The following is a 16630-nucleotide window of genomic DNA, read 5'->3' as shown; positions in this document are numbered from 1 at the left end:
TATGGCGTTGTTACGCTGCGGGGGTGTCGGGGGTTGTGTCGTCGTCGCCTGCATCGTCGCCTGCTTCACCCGCCTCACCAGCTTCGGCTTCGGCGGCGGCTGCGATGGCATCGTTTTCCACAATCCGCTGCAGGCCGCTGAGTTTGGAGCCTTCGTCCAGGCCGATCAGGGTCACGCCCTGGGTGGCGCGGCCGAGTTCGCGGATTTCGCTGACGCGGGTGCGCACCAGCACGCCCTTGTCGGTGATCAGCATGATTTCGTCGTCGGCATGCACCAGGGTGGCGGCCACCACGCGGCCATTGCGCTCGCTTTGCTGGATGGCGATCATGCCCTTGGTGCCACGGCCATGGCGGGTGTATTCGGTGATGCTGGTGCGTTTGCCGTAGCCGTTCAGGGTGGCGGTGAGCACGCTTTGCAGTTCGTCTTCGGCGACCAGCATGGCGATCACGCCCTGGCCTTCTTCCAGCATCATGCCGCGCACACCACGGGCGTTGCGGCCCATGGGGCGCACATCGTTTTCGTCAAAGCGCACGGCTTTGCCGCCGTCGCTGAACAGCATCACGTCGTGCTTGCCGTCGGTCAGGGCCGCGCCGATCAGGAAGTCGCCCGGATCCAGGTCCACGGCGATGATGCCGGCCTTGCGCGGGTTGCTGAAGTCGGTGAGCGGGGTTTTCTTGACCGTGCCCATGCTGGTGGCCATGAACACGTACTGGTCGGCGGGAAAAGTGCGCTTCTCGCCTGTCAGCGCCAGCACCACGTTGATCTTTTCGCCTTCTTGCAGCGGGAACATGTTGACGATGGGGCGGCCACGCGAACCGCGCGAGCCCTGCGGCACTTCCCAGACCTTGAGCCAGTACAGGCGGCCCCGGTTGGAAAAGCACAAGATGTAATCGTGCGTGTTGGCGATAAAGAGCTGGTCCACCCAGTCGTCTTCTTTGGTGGCCGTGGCCTGCTTGCCGCGTCCGCCGCGCTTTTGTGCCCGGTATTCGCTCAAGGGCTGGCTCTTGATGTAGCCGCTGTGCGAGAGCGTGACCACCATGTCGGTGGGGGTGATCAGGTCTTCGGTGCTGAGGTCAAACGAGCTGTATTCCACCTGGCTGCGGCGTGCGCCCAGCTTGGTTTGGCCGAATTCCAGCTTGATGGCGGTGAGTTCTTCGCCAATGATGGCCGAGACGCGTTCGGGCTTGGCCAGGATGTCCAGGAAGTCTTCGATCTCGGACATCACTTCTTTGTATTCGGCGACGATCTTGTCCTGCTCCAGGCCGGTCAGGCGTTGCAGACGCATCTGCAAAATTTCTTGCGCCTGGACTTCAGACAGGCGGTACAGGCCGTCGCTGCCCATGCCCAGGGCTTTGTCCAGGCCGTCGGGACGGTAGTCGTCCACATTCACCATGCCGCCGTCGGCGCGGGTGCGGGTGAGCATTTCGCGCACCAGCTTGCTGTCCCAGGGGCGGGCCATCAGCTCGACCTTGGCCACGGGTGGCGTGGGTGCGTTGCGGATGATGGCGATGAAGTCATCGATATTCGCCAGCGCCACCGCCAGGCCTTCCAGCACATGGCCGCGCTCGCGGGCCTTGCGCAGGTTGAAGATGGTGCGGCGGGTGACGACTTCGCGGCGGTGTTCCAGGAAGACCTCGATCAGGTCCTTCAGGTTGCACAGCTTGGGCTGGCCGTTGACCAGCGCCACCATGTTCATGCCGAAGGTGTCTTGCAGCTGGGTCTGTTTGTACAGGTTGTTCAGCACCACCTCAGGCACTTCGCCGCGCTTGAGTTCGATCACCAGGCGCATGCCCGACTTGTCGGACTCGTCCTGGATGTGGCTGATGCCTTCGATCTTCTTCTCATGTACCAGCTCGGCCATGCGCTCTTGCAGGGTCTTCTTGTTGCACTGGTAGGGCAGCTCGTCGACGATGATGGCCTGGCGCTGGCCCTTGTCGATGTCTTCAAAGTGCACCTTGGCGCGCATCACCACGCGGCCACGGCCGGTGCGGTAGCCGTCTTTCACGCCGTTGATGCCGTAGATGATGCCGGCCGTGGGGAAGTCGGGCGCGGGGATGATCTCCATCAGCTCGTCCACCGTGGCCTGCGGGTTGCGCAGTAGGTGCAGGCAGCCATCGACCACTTCGTTCAGATTGTGTGGCGGGATGTTGGTGGCCATGCCCACGGCAATGCCGGAGGAGCCGTTGACTAATAAATTAGGAAAGCGGGCTGGCATGACCAACGGCTCTTGCTCGCTGCCGTCGTAGTTGGGGCCGAAATCGACCGTTTCCTTGTCCAGGTCGGCCAGCAACTCGTGGGCGATCTTGGACATGCGGATTTCGGTGTAACGCATGGCGGCGGCGTTGTCGCCATCGACCGAGCCGAAGTTGCCCTGGCCATCGACCAGCATATGGCGCAGGGAAAAATCCTGCGCCATACGGACGATGGTTTCATAAACTGCACTGTCGCCGTGGGGGTGGTACTTACCGATCACATCGCCCACGATACGGGCCGACTTCTTGTAAGCGCGGTTCCAGTCGTTGTTGAGCTCGTGCATGGCGAACAGTACGCGCCGGTGCACTGGCTTGAGGCCGTCGCGCGCATCCGGCAGGGCCCGGCCCACAATCACGCTCATTGCGTAATCTAGATAGCTCCGGCGCATTTCCTCTTCAAGACTGATAGGCAAGGTTTCTTTGGCGAACTGGGTCATAGAGAGGCAAACGTCATACAGCGGAGGTCAACTATTTTAGGGCCAAGTGACTGTAGCCACACAGCAACACATGTTCCTTAATGCCAGCGTATACCGTCGTGCATGCCTGCTGTCCTACTCGTTTCCCCTTAGCCCTGTGGCACAATTCAACGAACGTATGCAGTGATGGTCACTGTAAACGTCCCGTTTCGCAGCGCTGCTGCGGCTTTTTCCCCAAGAGGAGAACCATGAAGAAATTGAATAAAGTGGCAATGTTGTTTGCCTCCGCAGCGCTTGTAACCGCCGCGGGCGCTCAAACCGTTGACAACTGGAAGAACGGCACCAACGAGTTGGTCTGGAAGAACGGCACCAACGAACTGTGCTGGCGTGACAACTTCTGGACCCCTGCCACTGCAGCTCCAGGTTGCGACGGCGCTATTGTTCCTCCCGCACCTGCTGCTCCAGCACCTATGGCTGCACCTGCTGCTCCTGCACCCGCTGCGGCTGTTGCACCTGCAGTTGTGGCTGCTCCCATGGTTGCCGAAAAGGTTACCTACGCAGCAGATGCATTCTTTGACTTCAACAAGTCTGTGCTGAAGCCAGAAGGCAAAGCCAAGCTGGACGACCTGGTTAGCAAAGTCAAGGGCATCAACCTGGAAGTCATCATTGCCGTGGGTCACACCGACTCCGTGGGCAGCGATGCATACAACCAGAAGCTGTCGGTTCGCCGTTCTGAAGCCGTGAAGGCTTACTTGGTGTCTTCCGGCATCGAAAAGAACCGCGTGTACACCGAAGGCAAGGGCGAGAAGCAACCTGTTGCTGACAACAAGACCGCCGAAGGCCGTGCCAAGAACCGCCGCGTAGAAATCGAAGTGGTTGGTACGCGTAACAAGTAATTCTTGCGCTGGATGCCAGATCCGTCTGGCTCCCCAAAAAGCCCCGTGTGCCTTAGCCCACGGGGTTTTTTTATGTGGGGTTTCATGCCATCGCGGAGCAGGCGGCTGGTGCAATCTGCGAAAATCCGGGGATGAATCCAAGCTTGAATGCCGACCCCGCCGAATTGGCCAAATTCTCCGAACTCGCGCACCGATGGTGGGACCTGGACAGCGAGTTTCGTCCGTTGCACCAGATCAACCCCCTGCGTTTGAACTGGATCGATGGCATCGCGCCCTTGCAGGGCCAGCGGGTGCTGGATATAGGCTGTGGCGGCGGCATTCTGGCCGACTCTATGGCCCGCCGGGGTGCCGAAGTGCTGGGCATCGATTTGTCCACCAAGGCGCTGAAAGTCGCCCAACTCCATGCTCTGGAAGCCCAGACACCGCATCTGCAGTACCGTGAAATCAGCGCGGAAGAACTCGCAGCAGAGCAACCCGAAAGCTTTGACGTGGTGACCTGCATGGAAATGCTGGAACACGTCCCCGACCCCGCATCGGTGGTCAAGGCCTGTGCCGCCTTGGTCAAGCCCGGTGGATGGGTGTTTTTCTCGACCATTCACCGAAGTACCAAGGCTTTTCTCATGGCCATCGTGGGTGCGGAATACCTCCTCAACATGCTGCCTCGTGGTACGCATGAGTACGCCAAGATGATCCGCCCCAGTGAATTGGCCGGGCACTGCCGCATTGCAGGACTGACGCTGCAGCACACCCGTGGCCTGGAATTCAACCCCATTACCCAGCGGTACTGGCTCAGTAACGATACCAGCGTGAACTACATGTTTGCGACCCAAAAGCTGTGACCGCGCGCATGCATCCCGCATTCCAGGATATCCGCGCTGTATTGTTCGATTTGGATGGCACCTTGGTGGACAGCGCACCGGACCTTGCGGGCGCGGCCGACAAAATGCGCACCGACCGCTCCTTGCCGCCTTTTGCACCCAGCCTCTACCGTCCGATGGTGGGTGCGGGTGCCAGGGGCATGCTCGGTGTGGCTTTCGGGATGCAGCCCGACCATCCCGATTTCGCCGCCATGAAGGAAGAGTTCTTTGTGAACTACGAACGCCGTCTGACGCAGGAAACCTATGCGTTTGACGGGGTGCCTGAGTTGCTGGCCCAACTGGTCGTACGTCAGATCCCCTGGGGCGTGGTGACGAACAAATCAGAGCGGTTCGCCTTGCCCCTGACCCAGGCCATGCCTTTGTTTGCCACGGCGGGCGCGATTGTCGGGGGCGATACTACCCCCCATGCCAAACCCCATCCAGAGCCGCTGTTTGAAGCGGCCAGGCGCTTGGGCCTGGCACCGGAGCATTGCATGTATGTCGGTGACGACGAGCGGGATGTCCTTGCGGGCTTGGCAGCAGGCATGGCTACGGTTGCGGCTGGTTATGGCTACCTGGGGTCCAATGCCGACATCGCTCAATGGGGTGCCCACGCCACCATCCAGACTCCGATGGAGCTGCTGCACTGGCTGCCATAAGCCGGGTAAAATACAAGTCTGGGGCTGCACTGGTTTCGACGTGGGTTCGGACGCGCAGCAGGGCATGTCGAGGTTCTGTCACCTCGTAAAACAGCAGAAAAAACCTAACTGCAAACGACGAACGTTTCGCACTCGCCGCTTAATTGCGCGTGAGCCTCGCAACAGCAAGCCAATAGGCTGGGCAAGGGTGGTGGAGCCGCAAGGTTACACCGTCCAGGCTGCGGGGTAACTTCATTTGGCTGGGCGCTCACTGGGTAACTTAGTGGGCTCCGAGAAAATAGGTTACTGGCGTTTTGCATAGCGTGCCACTGCGCGATGCAAAAGGCGAGACTTAAACCAGACGGCTACACATGTAGAACTGTTCGAAGAAGGCTTGCGGACGGGGGTTCAAATCCCCCCAGCTCCACCATGAAAACTTAAAAGCCGCTTGCTGAGATCCAGCAAGCGGCTTTTCTATTGAAGAATAATTTTATTTTCTTTTGAAAATTGCGTTTCCCAATGCTTTGGGTAGGTGTGAAAAGCTTAACGGGTCCAATTGAAAGTGGTCTTTTAGAAGGCCAAGTGGTAATTTCTTTCGGTGGATGATGCGATGGAGCAAGTCTTGCGCGAAAGAGGTGCGTAACGTATCCAAGTTGTTTTGAATATGAGCGCGCTGTGGTTCGGTAACCGGGAATAACTCGCAGGTTAATTTTTTATATTTGATTTCATTGTGCACCCGGAGCAAATGCTTCTCACTCCCCCAGCCTGTTCCGGCATAGACATTTACGCCGGACCCATAATGGGCTTCACATTGGCTCGAAAAAGCTACTTTTGCACCGCTGTGTGCAATATCCATCCAGAATAAGTAATCTTCACCAGCATTGGTAAACTCGACTTTAAAGCGATTTTTAGGAAATCGTAGAAAATCATATACCACGGTGGACGTCCCAATCACATTGCCACGTATGATTTGATCCAGCAAGTCACCTTGGTACGCGTGTAAGCCGGCTGAGGTGCCAGGCACCTGTGGGTGTGCATTGGGTTGGATGCGACCGGCCCGAGCGAATGCCCCAACAGTCGAATTGAGTTGGTAGTGGTCCGTAAAATAAAATTCGTATCCTGCGCCCAGTGCTTCGACGGCGCGCGATAGGTGGTCGTCGGACCATTCATCGTCAGAATCAAGAAACGCGATGTAACGCGTTCCGGTTGGGGCTTGGTTGAGGCCGGTATTGCGGGCGGCCCCAGGGCCTCCGTTGGGCTGCAACACGATTTGCACGCTGCAGTCGATCGGACCAATACTTTTTAATTCGGATTCGGCAGATACTGGGGATGCGTCATCTACGACTAATACCCTTACCGGCATGGGAACCGATTTTTGCGCTGAGATACTCTTCAGCGCTTTGCCAAGTATTCCAGGTTTATTTTGGTAATAAGGAATGATGACTGTAATCATGAATGAGCTTCCGATGCAGGAGGCGTAACAGGGGTGTTGTCAGTTTCAGCGGTAGCCGTTGGTTTAGGAGATTCCTCGATTTTCTTACGTCTACGTTCAGCCAACTGTTTAAGCCAGGCCCATCGATAACATGTTAAATGGTATAAGGTGCGTTTGCTTTCCGTCCAGCGGGTATGCCATTCCATCATGCGACCGTAGTATTCGAGCCGTTTTGTGATGCCTTGGCCAAATACTTGTTCTACCTGATCCTGATTGAGTAGAAATGCAGGAGAATAATTTTTAATGGTTTCGTCGTAGGTCGTTTTTAAAACCACCAAGGTTCCTGAACGTTGCACACATAAGTTAAGTGCCACTGTCTTCTCGTTGAAGAAGTATTCGTAAACCACCGCTTGTCCGTGTTTTGCTGCATTTTGTAGTAGCTGAACGTAAAACTGTCCTTGTGGATTGTCAGGGTGAATTGCCGTGCCTTCCGAGGCTTTCCATCCAGAGCTCTCCAATATTCCATAACGCGCAATGGCACCTGGCATGTCTTCGGGCGCAGTGAGTGTCCGCATGTGAATGTGGGTGCCTTCGGTCGCTAGTTTGTTGCGCTGTTTGCGCATGTTTTGGCGCAGATTTTTACCGCGCACAGCCCAATAATCTTCAAACGTCCCCTCGATATCTATCCATCCTGTGTCGATGTAATCCATATGTTTTGAGTCCGAATCGTCGTCTTCTCGAGGGGCGAGCAGCGGATCTACCTGTGTCAGGGAAAAACCTAGACAAAGCCTTAAAGGGCCACGCAACACACTGCGCGCAACGTGTGTGGTTGAGAGGTGCTTGGCAGCGACCCATACCCCTAGCGGGAGTTGGGACGGCTGGAAGGTCCGCCATTGGAACGAGCCGCTAGGTGTTACCAAAAGCATGGCAACCACTGCGCCGGCTTCTCGTCCAATCAGCAGCCTTTCCATACCCGATCCGAATATCTGGAGAGCGGAGCAAACGGCGGCAGCTGTCATGAAAGGCAGGTCCGCGCGTTCTCCATTGAGGCGATCCCATTCGGGTCGCAAATCTGGCATTGAGGGAAGCGCGCTGGCGGGAAAATTCTGCCAGTGGATTTTGTGGGATGGCATGGCGTCTCTTGAAAAGGCGTTATGTGCTAACGGGATGGCGGTTCGCCTGTTGCGTTTTTAATAAATGCAGTACTGCTTGTGCTGTGTGGTCTATATCCGTGGTGTCGAGATCTTGATGGCAAAGAAGCTGCAATACATGGTGGCTCCAAAGCGGACCAATATCACCCGGAAGAGACGGTGACTTAGGCCAGATCCGATCCCATCGGAATACCGGCAGCTTCATGGCTCTGAGAGCTTGGTAAACGGAGTCTGGGTCGTCAACCCATAATGGATAAACATAAGGTGCTGCAGATGCGACGGAGTCTGCACAAATGGGAAATAACGGTTTTGCCCCCGAAATATTGGAAAAATATGTCGCATAACGGGCAAAATTTATCTGCCGCTGAAGGATGATGCGACCCCGGGGTAAGGCAATTTTTAGCGCTATCGCGGCCCACAGCGGCGTTTGGTTGATACGGGCCATATCGCAATCCCGCATCATCTCTGCAGCTTCCGGGTTTTTAACGATGTCTGACACTTCGGATTGTTGGCCGCGAATATTTTTTAATTTGAAGAATGATGCCAAAAACGGCCGTATACCTGCAAAGCGGTGGTAACGCGATGCGAGTTCTATGACATCTACGCAGCCTTTGATCTGCGCCTTCAAAGAAGGTTTTTCCAAATTCAAAGGCCTGATCAATCTGCGTGCCGAAGCCAACAAACCTGCTTCGGGTAGTGGAAAAAATTTTGACAGGCTCGCCGTGGAAAAATCCCCCCACTCGCCTACAGCGCGCTCGCCGGCTTGGCCGAAATAGCAGTGGGCGCAATCTTCAATTAGCGCAATTCCCCGGACATCACACCATTCGCGTACTTCTCTCAATGATTTGGCCAGTCCGAAATAGTGGGGCACCAGCATGGCTTTGCACTTTTGAGCCGTTGACTCCTCGATGGCATCAAGGTGTGGCAAGCCGCTAGGTAGCAATCCAAAGTAAGCTACGTTCAAATTGGCCAACAGAACCGGTGCCACCATGGTCGGGCAGTGGTAGGTGGGGACCAGGACTGAACTGTATGCCGGTAGATCAAGTTGTAGCAACGCTTGGTGGATAGCGGCGCGCCCACTGGTGGTGAGTACTTTGTGTTTCAGGTTTTCAACACTGTGCACATCCGGGACATCCATGCGCCCGAAACTGTTCCAATCGAGTACCGGACCGCGCGGCAATGGTCTGTGCAAACCATTGAACTCATCTGAATGACTTGGCAAAAAAATGCTCTCGCGGAATTTATTGGGGTGGTGTGGGGGCTGATGTGCCGGTAGTGGGGGCCTCAACGGCTGGCTCCGTCCACTTGCCAACGCTTTTTAGCTTTTCTTTCAATACCATCTGGGGAAATCCCAATGCATATGCCTTGTGCGCTTGAATTTCAGATTTATCGTATTCTTTCAAATCAAAATAATTCAGGCCCAAGTTGAAGTGGGTGAAGGGGTTTTCTTTGCCCTCTGCGCCCGCCGCTGCAATGTCTAATTGCTGTAGGGCCTCTGGTGTTCGACCATTTTTTGCCAAGTACATGGAAAAAATCATCCGTGGTATCGCATCGTCTGGGCGAAACCTGATGGCGCGGTCGAAATAACACGATATAGAGTACCGCATATTGGGCGGTTTTTCTGATTTTGTTTTTTCGCCATACCGCATGGCCGACATTAATGCACGATGGTGGTTTGGGAATGCACGCAGCGTATAGTCTATGTCCGCTCCAAGATAGCCAGTGTCGGCTTTCATGAGCATTTCCACTTTGGTTGTAAAGTGAAAACTTTCCACGGTACTCAAAATTTGCCCTTTGCTTGTTCGGTAATCGTAAGGGCCATAGCCATTTGTCAAGGGGCCGCATTCGGATTCGCCAAGTTGGGCTAATGCCATTTTGGAGAAGAATACGAATATAACTGGAATTAATTTAAACATTTTATTATCCGGTTAATAGGGTTGGCCTGCTTGTATCCACTGCAGGGTCAATCTTTCAACCTGCATTTGTGCAGCAGGATCGGAAAAAGTATGGTCCGCATGAGGGATGTCATGCCGTTCCAGGTGCATATGGCGGAAAACATCGTGCCAGTTCGTATCCTTAGAAGCGTACTCCAGAAATTCTTTGGCGGTGTAATCATTGTCACTGAGCAATAAAAGAATACGCCCGCCGAAATCCATCCATGCTGCCGCCATGCGCTGTTGAAATGGCCGCTGCTCCGCGTGCGTTGACGCGACTTTAGCCCTGGAAAGCCGAACGTTCTGCGCCAAACCTTTGAGCGCTCCCAGCGCCACTTTGCCGCTCAGCAATTTGGTCCAGAACGCCCGTTGCATCAGGCGCTGGGTGTAATAGTGCTTGATCTGGGTCCGTGCCAAGCTGGCTTCGGAGCGGACCCAGGGATTCAGGAGGCACAGGCCCGCCACGCGGGGGTCTTTTGTTTCGTGCACGTATAGCAACGCTGCGGATGCCGCATCGCACAGTCCCCACAAGACAAACTTTGTTACCTGCGGCACACGGGTTTGCAGACTGTTCATGGCGGCACGGATGCCGGGGCTGGCGGTCAGGAAGTCGCCGTATGGCCCGTCGCTGTCGCCCATCCCCTGGTAGTCAAAACGCAAGACTGCATAGCCAGCGGCGGCCAGCGTGCGGGCCAGCAAGACAAACTGCCGGTGGCTGCCCACCCGGTACTGGGGGCCTCCCACCACGATGACGACTCCCGTGTCCATGGGCGCAGCGGGTAGGCTCAGCACGCCCACCAGCGTTTCTTGCCCACAAGGAAAAAGCAAAGCGTGTTCGTTCATGTAGATACGGCAGAGGAGCTGGGTGGATCTAGCGCGGAAAGTGTCGCGGTCAACAAGGCCGGTGCTTCTTCAATCTCGCTGGTCTGCCAAAACGCCGGCCCCATGACGACCTGGCTGCGCACGGCAAACCCGGCGGTCTGCCAGGCTTGTAAGGGTTTGGCGGTAGCGGGGGACAGGCTGGCATCGGCCTGGGTGGACAGGTCCAGCCATTCCATCCGACCTGGCGCTGCGGGTGGGGCCAGTGTGGCTAGCTCCAAACCCGAGGCCAGCGCTGCCGACAGCCTGTACCCGGCGATATCTACCGGCGTGCCTGCCGCCAGTTGCCCCCGCAGCCCGTCCATCACGGCTTTGGCATTGCCGCTGGCCAGATCGCCTGCGGCTTTGAGGCGTAAGAATTGTTGCAGCAGCGGCTTGCCTGCAGGCGTGGGTGCCCAAAACAGGAAGTTGCAGCGCTCGTCCAGTCGGGTTGCGGCCTGGGCCGCCAGCAGGCAACCGGCGCGTAAACCCCACAGCCACAGGGGGGCATCGCCCTGGCGGCGCAGCCACTGGCAGGCCAGCACGACATCGTCCACCCAGGCCTGCCAGGAGGCGTCGCCGAAGTCGCCCGAGCTGTCGCCGCAGCCCAGCAAATCCAGTTGCAATACAGCGTACCCGTGGGCGGCCAATGCTTTGGCTTGCAAGGCGGCCATGCGGCGCGACTTGTTCATTTCCTCGGCGAAAGGGTGCACGTAGGCCACCAGCCCGCGCGTGGTGCCGCCTTGGGCCGGGTGGAAGATGGCGAAGCGCTGGCCAGATCCGACGGGCAAGAAGAAAGCGTCCATCGGATGCCTGGCCCCTTAGCCTGCGAGTTTGGCGTCGACGAAATCGACCAGCGCGCCCACGGTCGCAAAGGTTGAGCCGTCCATGTCGTCGTCGTCCACCGTCAGGCCAAAATGCTCTTCCAGGCGGGTGATGAGAGACACCACGGCCATCGAGTCCAGCTCGGGAATGGCACCCAGCAGATGGGTTTCGCGGGTAAAAGCGGCGCTGCGGCCATTCAGGCTCAGCACTTCGTCCAGAACCGCCTTGACCTCTTGTGTCACATCCATGAGAACCCCTGTTGTGTTGTTAGCAATTGCACCCCCAAGATGGCAGCGTCCTCCTGGCAGGAGGGGCGACCCGTGGCCTGGCATATCCGAGGCACGGGTGGTGGCGGCTAGTGAGAAGGCCGCATTTTAGGATGGGTGCCTGCCGCTTTGGTCTGGAGGCCCCTGTGCGATACTTTTAACGGTTGTTTTTGGCGCTTTTCCCTCTTTTTTCTTGCGTGACCCCTATGCGTGAATCCACACTTTTGCATGAACTCATTGCCTGTGCCGCCCAGCGTGCTCCGCAAAACCGTGCGCTGACCTATGGCGCGGTGTCCATGGTTTACAGCGAATTGGACGCGGCGGTGGGGCAGTGCGCGGCCGGTTTGATGGCCTTGGGACTGGGCCGGGGCGAACGGGTGGCGATCTACCTGGAAAAGCGCTTTGAAACGGTGATCACCAGCTTTGGCGCGCCCGCCGCCGGTGCCGTGTTTGTGCCCTTGAACCCCTTGCTCAAGCCCGAGCAGGTGGCTTTTATCCTGCAAGACTGCAATGTGCGCGTGCTGGTGACCTCGCCCGAGCGCCTGGCGCTGCTGGCGGGCGTGCTGGGCCAGTGCCCGGACCTGCGCCACATCGTGCTGACCGATGCCGCACCCCAGGCGCTACCCACGCTGCCCCAGTCCCAGTGGAGCGAGCTGCTGGCCGCCCCGTCCCGTGCCGGGCACCGGGTGATCGACACCGACATGGCCGCCATCCTGTACACCTCGGGCAGCACCGGCAGGCCCAAGGGCGTGGTGCTGTCCCACCGCAACATGGTCGCTGGTGCAAAAAGTGTAGCTAGCTATCTAGAGAACACCGGCGATGACACCCTTTTAGCTGCCTTACCTTTGTCTTTCGACGCAGGCTTCAGCCAGCTCACCACCGCCTTCCACGTGGGGGCCCGCGTGGTACTGCTCAACTACCTGATGCCGCGCGACGTGCTCAAGGCCATGGAGCGCGAAGGCGTCACCGGCCTGACCGCCGTGCCGCCCCTGTACATCCAGCTCACCCAGTCCGCCTGGCCAGCCGCCATTGCCGAAAAGCTGCGCTACTTTGCCAACACCGGTGGCCGCATGCCGCGTGAGACGCTGGACCTGCTGCGCCAGCGTGCGCCGCACAGCCAGCCTTTCCTGATGTACGGCCTGACCGAAGCCTTCCGCTCCACCTACCTGCCCCCCAGCGAGGTAGACCGCCGCCCCGACTCCATCGGCAAGGCCATCCCGAACGCCGAAATCCTGGTGCTGCGCGAAGACGGCAGCCCTTGCGCCCCGGAAGAGCCGGGCGAACTGGTACACCGCGGCGCGCTGGTTGGCCTGGGCTACTGGAACGATGCCGAGAAAACCGCCGAACGCTACAAGCTGCTGGCCGCCGACGTGCCGGGCCGCCAGAGCGGCCTGCAACTGCCCGAATACGCCGTGTTCTCGGGCGATACCGTGCGCATGGATGCGGAAGGCTTTCTGTACTTCATTGGCCGCCGCGACGAGATGATCAAATCCTCGGGCTACCGCGTCAGCCCCACCGAGGTGGAAGAGGTGCTGTACGCCACCAAGCTGGTCGGCGAATGCGTGGCCTTTGGCGTGGAGCACCCGGCCTGGGGCCAGGCCATCCAGGTGATTGCCACCGCCCCGGTGGATGCCGTCGATGGCACGCTGGACACCGCCGCCTTGCTGGCCGAGTGCCGCACCCGCATGCCCGCCTACATGCTGCCCGCCCACGTGGAAGTGGTGGCCGGGCCGCTGCCGCGCAACCCCAACGGCAAGATCGATCGCAAATGGCTGTCCACCGACTGGGCCGAGCGCCACCTTAGCTAAAGAATGACCCCCATGACCGACCGTGTAATCCCCGTCCACGCCCCTTTAAGCCAATTCCCCGTGCAGGGCGGTGAGCTCGTCGTGGGCGGCATTCCGTTGACCCAACTGGCCGCGCGCGTGGGCCAAACCCCGTTTTACGCCTACGACCGCGCCCAGTTGCGCCAGCGTGTGGCCGAGCTGCGCGCCGCCTTGCCCGCCAGCGTCAAGCTGCACTACGCCATGAAGGCCAACCCCATGCCCGCGGTGGTCGGGCTGATGGCCGGGCTGGTGGATGGCATCGATGTGGCTTCTGCGGGCGAGTTGAAAGTGGCGCTGGATGCCGGTGCCGATCCGCAAGAGATCAGCTTTGCCGGGCCGGGCAAGCGCGATGCCGAGCTGCGCCAGGCCGTGGCCTCGGGCGTGCTGGTGAATCTGGAGTCGATGCGCGAAGTCGGCCTGCTGGCAGGCATCTCCAACGAGTTGGGCCTGGCCGCCCGCGTGGCTGTGCGCGTCAACCCCGACTTCGAGCTCAAGGGCTCGGGCATGAAAATGGGCGGTGGCCCCAAGCAATTTGGCGTGGACGTGGAGCAAATGCCCGAGCTGATGGCCGCCATTGGCAGCGCGGGCTTGGCATTCGAAGGTTTCCACCTGTTCGCCGGGTCGCAAAACCTGCGCCCCGAGTCGATCTGCGAAGCCCAGCAAAAATCCTACGCGCTGGCCGTGCGCCTGGCCGAGGCCACACCGCTGCCGGTGAAATTCCTGAACCTGGGCGGCGGCTTTGGCATTCCGTACTTTCCGGGCGAGCAGCGCATCGACCTGCAGCCCATCGGCGACAACCTGGCCGCACTGGCCGAGCGCGCCAAGACCGAGCTGCCACAAGCGTCTTTCGTCATCGAACTCGGCCGCTACCTGGTGGGCGAGGCGGGCGTGTACGTGGCCCGCGTGGTGGACCGAAAAATCTCGCGCGGCCAGGTGTTCTTGGTCACCGACGGCGGCCTGCACCACCATTTGTCGGCCTCGGGCAACTTCGGCCAGGTGATCCGCAAAAACTACCCCGTGGCCATCGGCAACCGCATGGGCGCGGCGGATGTGGAGCCCGCCTCGGTGGTCGGCCCGCTGTGCACTCCGCTGGACCTGCTGGGCGACCGCATGGTGCTGCCCACGGCGCAAGAGGGTGACCTGGTGGTGGTGTTCCAGTCGGGTGCCTACGGTGCCAGCGCCAGTCCGCAAAACTTCCTGGGCCACCCCGCCTGCGTGGAAGTGCTGGTTTAAAAGGTGGACCCGCGCCGGGTCCTCTCGGCGCTGCTGGCGCTGGCCTGTGGCCTGGCGGGGCTTTGCCTCGCCCTGGCGCACCCGGTGTCGCCCATGCTCGCCCTGGCGGGCTTCTACGTGGCGGCCATGGTGGCCCTGTGGCTGCCCGGCATCTGGCTGTTCGCCGTGCCTGCCTGCCTGCCGTTTCTGAACTTTGCGCCCTGGACCGGCTGGCTGGTTTTTGAAGAGTTCGATCTGCTGCTGCTGGCCGTGCTGGCGGCGGGCTATGTCCAGCGGGCCCGCCAGTCCCATGGCGACGCGCCCCAGCGCATTTCTTTCAGCACCGCCCTGGTGGCCTTGTTCGCCGTCGCCAGCCTGCTCTCCCTGGTCAGGGGGCTGCTGGATGCGGGTGGCCTCACCTGGGACATGTTCCAGGGCTACGGCGACCCGATGAATAGCCTGCGTGCCGCCAAAAGCCTGCTCTGGGCCACGCTGTGTCTACCCTTGCTGGCCGACGCACTGCGCCAGTCGGTGGTGCAAAGCTGCAAGAGCCTGGCGGTGGGCATGCTGGTGGGGTTGGTGGTGGTGGTTCTGGTGGTGCTGTGGGAGCGGGCGGCTTTTCCGGGCTGGTTCAACTTCACCAGCAAATACCGCACCACCGCGCTGTTCTGGGAAATGCACGTGGGCGGTGCGGCCATCGATGCCTATATGGCGCTGGCCACGCCGTTTGTGGCCTGGGCCCTGCGCAGTGCCCGGCGGCCCTGGCAGTGGGCCTGGGGGGCGCTGCTGGCTGTACTGGTGACCTATGCGGGGCTTACCACCTTTTCGCGCGGTGTTTATTTGTCGATGCTGGCCCCGCTGGTGCTGCTGGGGCTGTTGCTGTGGGTGCAGAAGGCGGGCCTGGACCTGCGCGCACTGGCTGTCAGCCTGTGGCAGCGCCGCCGCCCCCGGGGCTGGCGTGCCAAGGCCGCCTGGGCGCTGGGGGTGGTGCTGGTGGCCGAGGTGGTAGGCGTGCTCAACGGTGGCAGCTTCATGGCCAGCCGCCTGACCACTACCGAGCGCGATTTCGGCAGCCGCATGGCGCACTGGCAGCGCGGCCTGGACCTGCTGCAGGACCCGGTGGACGGGTTCGCCGGTATCGGCCTGGGCCGCCTGCCGTCGCACTATGCCCGCAGCTATCCCGAGGGCGAATGGTCTGGCCACGTGGCCTGGCAAAGTGGCCAAAGCGGGCAGGGTGCAGAGCCGCCAGTGATGCGCGTGTCCGGCCCCGATACCGACGACTACCTGGAAGGCCTGTATGCCGCCACCCAGCGCGTGCGCCCCGTGCCCGGTGCGCGCTACCGGGCCAGCGTGCAGGTGCGGGTGGATGCGCCCACTGGCGTGTACCTGCAACTGTGCGAACGCCACCTGCTGTACCCGGCCCGCTGCCAAAGCGCCTATTTGCCCTTGAAACCGGTGGATGACCCTGCCGCCAGCCCCTGGCAGCGCATCACCGTGCCTTTGCAGGGGCCCCGTTTCAAGGACACGCCGTGGTACGCCCCGCGCCTGGGCATGTTTTCGGCGGCGGTTTTGGGCGCGGGCGCGCATGCCGATTTCCGCTCCATCAGCCTGCAGAGCACCAATGGCCAGGAGCAGCTGTCCAACGGCGACTTTGCGCAGAATCTGGCGCACTGGTTCCCGGCGGCGCGCTTTTACTTTTTGCCCTGGCATATCGACAACCTGTTCCTCGAAGTGCTGGTCGAACGCGGGGTGCTGGGCTTCATCCTGTGGGCTGCGCTGGTGGGCACCGCCCTGTGGCAACTGGTGCTGGGCGCCGCCCGCCGCCAGCCGCTGGCACCCTACCTGGCGGCATCGCTGTGCGGGGTGTTGTTGGTGGGCCTGGTCAGCAGCGTGATGGATGTGCCGCGCGTGGCTTTTTTGCTGCTGCTGCTGGCTTTTTTTGCACTGCAACTGGCGCGTACTTCCAGTCCGCCAGAGCCCTGAAAAACCCGATTGCTACAATTTCAGTAGCTGCTTGTGCCCATGGAATAAGCGGTAGAAGCTTATTTCTTTTAGATTTACCCTGGG

Annotated in this window: 14 protein-coding genes and 1 other RNA gene; 7 read left to right on the top strand and 8 right to left on the bottom strand. The window is 59.7% G+C overall.

The features are described from left to right. Positions 1 to 10: 10 nt before the first annotated feature. Complete coding sequence (gyrA, locus tag AC097O_RS21425; RefSeq protein WP_479594991.1) at positions 11 to 2689, bottom strand: DNA gyrase subunit A; 2679 nt, start codon at positions 2687 to 2689, stop codon at positions 11 to 13. 227 nt (positions 2690 to 2916) lie between these two features. Between gyrA and ompA the strand changes: the two genes are divergently transcribed. The 4 genes from ompA to ssrA all read left to right on the top strand — a co-directional run bounded on the left by ompA (position 2917) and on the right by ssrA (position 5489). Beyond that, positions 2917 to 3564 carry an outer membrane protein OmpA gene (ompA, locus tag AC097O_RS21420; protein WP_479594989.1) on the top strand — a complete coding sequence of 216 codons (648 nt, stop codon included), beginning with the start codon at positions 2917 to 2919 and terminating at the stop codon, positions 3562 to 3564. 131 nt (positions 3565 to 3695) lie between these two features. Further along, positions 3696 to 4403, top strand: a complete 708-nt coding sequence (gene ubiG, locus AC097O_RS21415) for a bifunctional 2-polyprenyl-6-hydroxyphenol methylase/3-demethylubiquinol 3-O-methyltransferase UbiG (RefSeq protein WP_479594986.1) — start codon at positions 3696 to 3698, stop codon at positions 4401 to 4403. A gap of 8 nt (positions 4404 to 4411) precedes the next feature. Then, positions 4412 to 5080 (top strand): HAD-IA family hydrolase, encoded by a 669-nt coding sequence (locus AC097O_RS21410; RefSeq protein WP_479594983.1) that lies wholly within the window; start codon positions 4412 to 4414, stop codon positions 5078 to 5080. 20 nt (positions 5081 to 5100) lie between these two features. Beyond that, positions 5101 to 5489, top strand: a transfer-messenger RNA (tmRNA) gene (ssrA, locus tag AC097O_RS21405). 60 nt (positions 5490 to 5549) lie between these two features. On the opposite strand, the gene AC097O_RS21400 is transcribed toward ssrA, so the two are convergent. The 7 genes from AC097O_RS21400 to AC097O_RS21370 form a co-directional block, all read right to left on the bottom strand. Further along, positions 5550 to 6512, bottom strand: coding sequence for a glycosyltransferase family 2 protein (locus tag AC097O_RS21400; RefSeq protein ID WP_479594981.1), 963 nt, complete (start codon positions 6510 to 6512; stop codon positions 5550 to 5552). Further along, positions 6509 to 7624, bottom strand: coding sequence for a GNAT family N-acetyltransferase (locus tag AC097O_RS21395; RefSeq protein ID WP_479594979.1), 1116 nt, complete (start codon positions 7622 to 7624; stop codon positions 6509 to 6511). Before AC097O_RS21395 ends, AC097O_RS21400 begins: the two co-directional genes overlap by 4 nt. 19 nt (positions 7625 to 7643) lie before the next feature. Then, a complete protein-coding gene (locus tag AC097O_RS21390) occupies positions 7644 to 8780 on the bottom strand; it encodes a DegT/DnrJ/EryC1/StrS family aminotransferase (protein WP_479594977.1) in 1137 nt (378 codons plus the stop codon). A 103-nt stretch (positions 8781 to 8883) separates the two neighbouring features. Then, a complete protein-coding gene (locus tag AC097O_RS21385) occupies positions 8884 to 9558 on the bottom strand; it encodes an ABC transporter permease (protein WP_479594975.1) in 675 nt (224 codons plus the stop codon). Between the two features lie 12 nt (positions 9559 to 9570). Next, positions 9571 to 10419, bottom strand: coding sequence for a hydrolase 1, exosortase A system-associated (locus AC097O_RS21380; protein ID WP_479594973.1), 849 nt, complete (start codon positions 10417 to 10419; stop codon positions 9571 to 9573). Further along, complete coding sequence (locus AC097O_RS21375) at positions 10416 to 11225, bottom strand: hydrolase 2, exosortase A system-associated (protein ID WP_479594971.1); 810 nt, start codon at positions 11223 to 11225, stop codon at positions 10416 to 10418. The genes AC097O_RS21380 and AC097O_RS21375 overlap by 4 nt, the downstream gene beginning before the upstream one ends. A gap of 30 nt (positions 11226 to 11255) precedes the next feature. After that, positions 11256 to 11507 carry a phosphopantetheine-binding protein gene (locus AC097O_RS21370; RefSeq protein ID WP_315190340.1) on the bottom strand — a complete coding sequence of 84 codons (252 nt, stop codon included), beginning with the start codon at positions 11505 to 11507 and terminating at the stop codon, positions 11256 to 11258. 224 nt (positions 11508 to 11731) lie between these two features. Between AC097O_RS21370 and AC097O_RS21365 the strand changes: the two genes are divergently transcribed. Genes AC097O_RS21365 through AC097O_RS21355 form a run of 3 tightly spaced genes read left to right on the top strand, consistent with a single transcriptional unit; the run spans position 11732 to position 16546 of the window. Continuing rightward, positions 11732 to 13333, top strand: a complete 1602-nt coding sequence (locus AC097O_RS21365) for an acyl-CoA ligase (AMP-forming), exosortase A system-associated (RefSeq protein WP_479594969.1) — start codon at positions 11732 to 11734, stop codon at positions 13331 to 13333. 12 nt (positions 13334 to 13345) lie between these two features. Continuing rightward, positions 13346 to 14584, top strand: coding sequence for a pyridoxal-dependent decarboxylase, exosortase A system-associated (locus tag AC097O_RS21360; RefSeq protein WP_479594967.1), 1239 nt, complete (start codon positions 13346 to 13348; stop codon positions 14582 to 14584). Positions 14585 to 14587: 3 nt separating this feature from the next. Further along, positions 14588 to 16546, top strand: a complete 1959-nt coding sequence (locus AC097O_RS21355) for a hypothetical protein (protein ID WP_479594965.1) — start codon at positions 14588 to 14590, stop codon at positions 16544 to 16546. Positions 16547 to 16630 lie beyond the last annotated feature (84 nt).

Source organism: Rhodoferax sp. LS1P39, assembly GCF_056521425.1.
The sequence above is the reverse complement of the archived record's forward strand: the minus strand, read 5'-3'. Positions and strand labels throughout refer to the sequence as shown.

Excerpts from the sequence above, each read along its gene's own strand:
- AC097O_RS21370 (WP_315190340.1), bottom strand. The coding sequence starts at position 11,507 with ATGGATGTGACACAAGAGGTCAAGGCGGTTCTGGACGAAGTGCTGAGC.
- AC097O_RS21395 (WP_479594979.1), bottom strand. The coding sequence starts at position 7,624 with ATGCCATCCCACAAAATCCACTGGCAGAATTTTCCCGCCAGCGCGCTT.
- gyrA (WP_479594991.1), bottom strand. The coding sequence starts at position 2,689 with ATGACCCAGTTCGCCAAAGAAACCTTGCCTATCAGTCTTGAAGAGGAA.
- AC097O_RS21380 (WP_479594973.1), bottom strand. The coding sequence starts at position 10,419 with ATGAACGAACACGCTTTGCTTTTTCCTTGTGGGCAAGAAACGCTGGTG.
- AC097O_RS21400 (WP_479594981.1), bottom strand. The coding sequence starts at position 6,512 with ATGATTACAGTCATCATTCCTTATTACCAAAATAAACCTGGAATACTT.
- AC097O_RS21390 (WP_479594977.1), bottom strand. The coding sequence starts at position 8,780 with ATGGATGTCCCGGATGTGCACAGTGTTGAAAACCTGAAACACAAAGTA.
- ubiG (WP_479594986.1), top strand. The coding sequence starts at position 3,696 with ATGAATCCAAGCTTGAATGCCGACCCCGCCGAATTGGCCAAATTCTCC.
- AC097O_RS21360 (WP_479594967.1), top strand. The coding sequence starts at position 13,346 with ATGACCGACCGTGTAATCCCCGTCCACGCCCCTTTAAGCCAATTCCCC.
- AC097O_RS21410 (WP_479594983.1), top strand. The coding sequence starts at position 4,412 with ATGCATCCCGCATTCCAGGATATCCGCGCTGTATTGTTCGATTTGGAT.
- AC097O_RS21365 (WP_479594969.1), top strand. The coding sequence starts at position 11,732 with ATGCGTGAATCCACACTTTTGCATGAACTCATTGCCTGTGCCGCCCAG.
- AC097O_RS21385 (WP_479594975.1), bottom strand. The coding sequence starts at position 9,558 with ATGTTTAAATTAATTCCAGTTATATTCGTATTCTTCTCCAAAATGGCA.
- ompA (WP_479594989.1), top strand. The coding sequence starts at position 2,917 with ATGAAGAAATTGAATAAAGTGGCAATGTTGTTTGCCTCCGCAGCGCTT.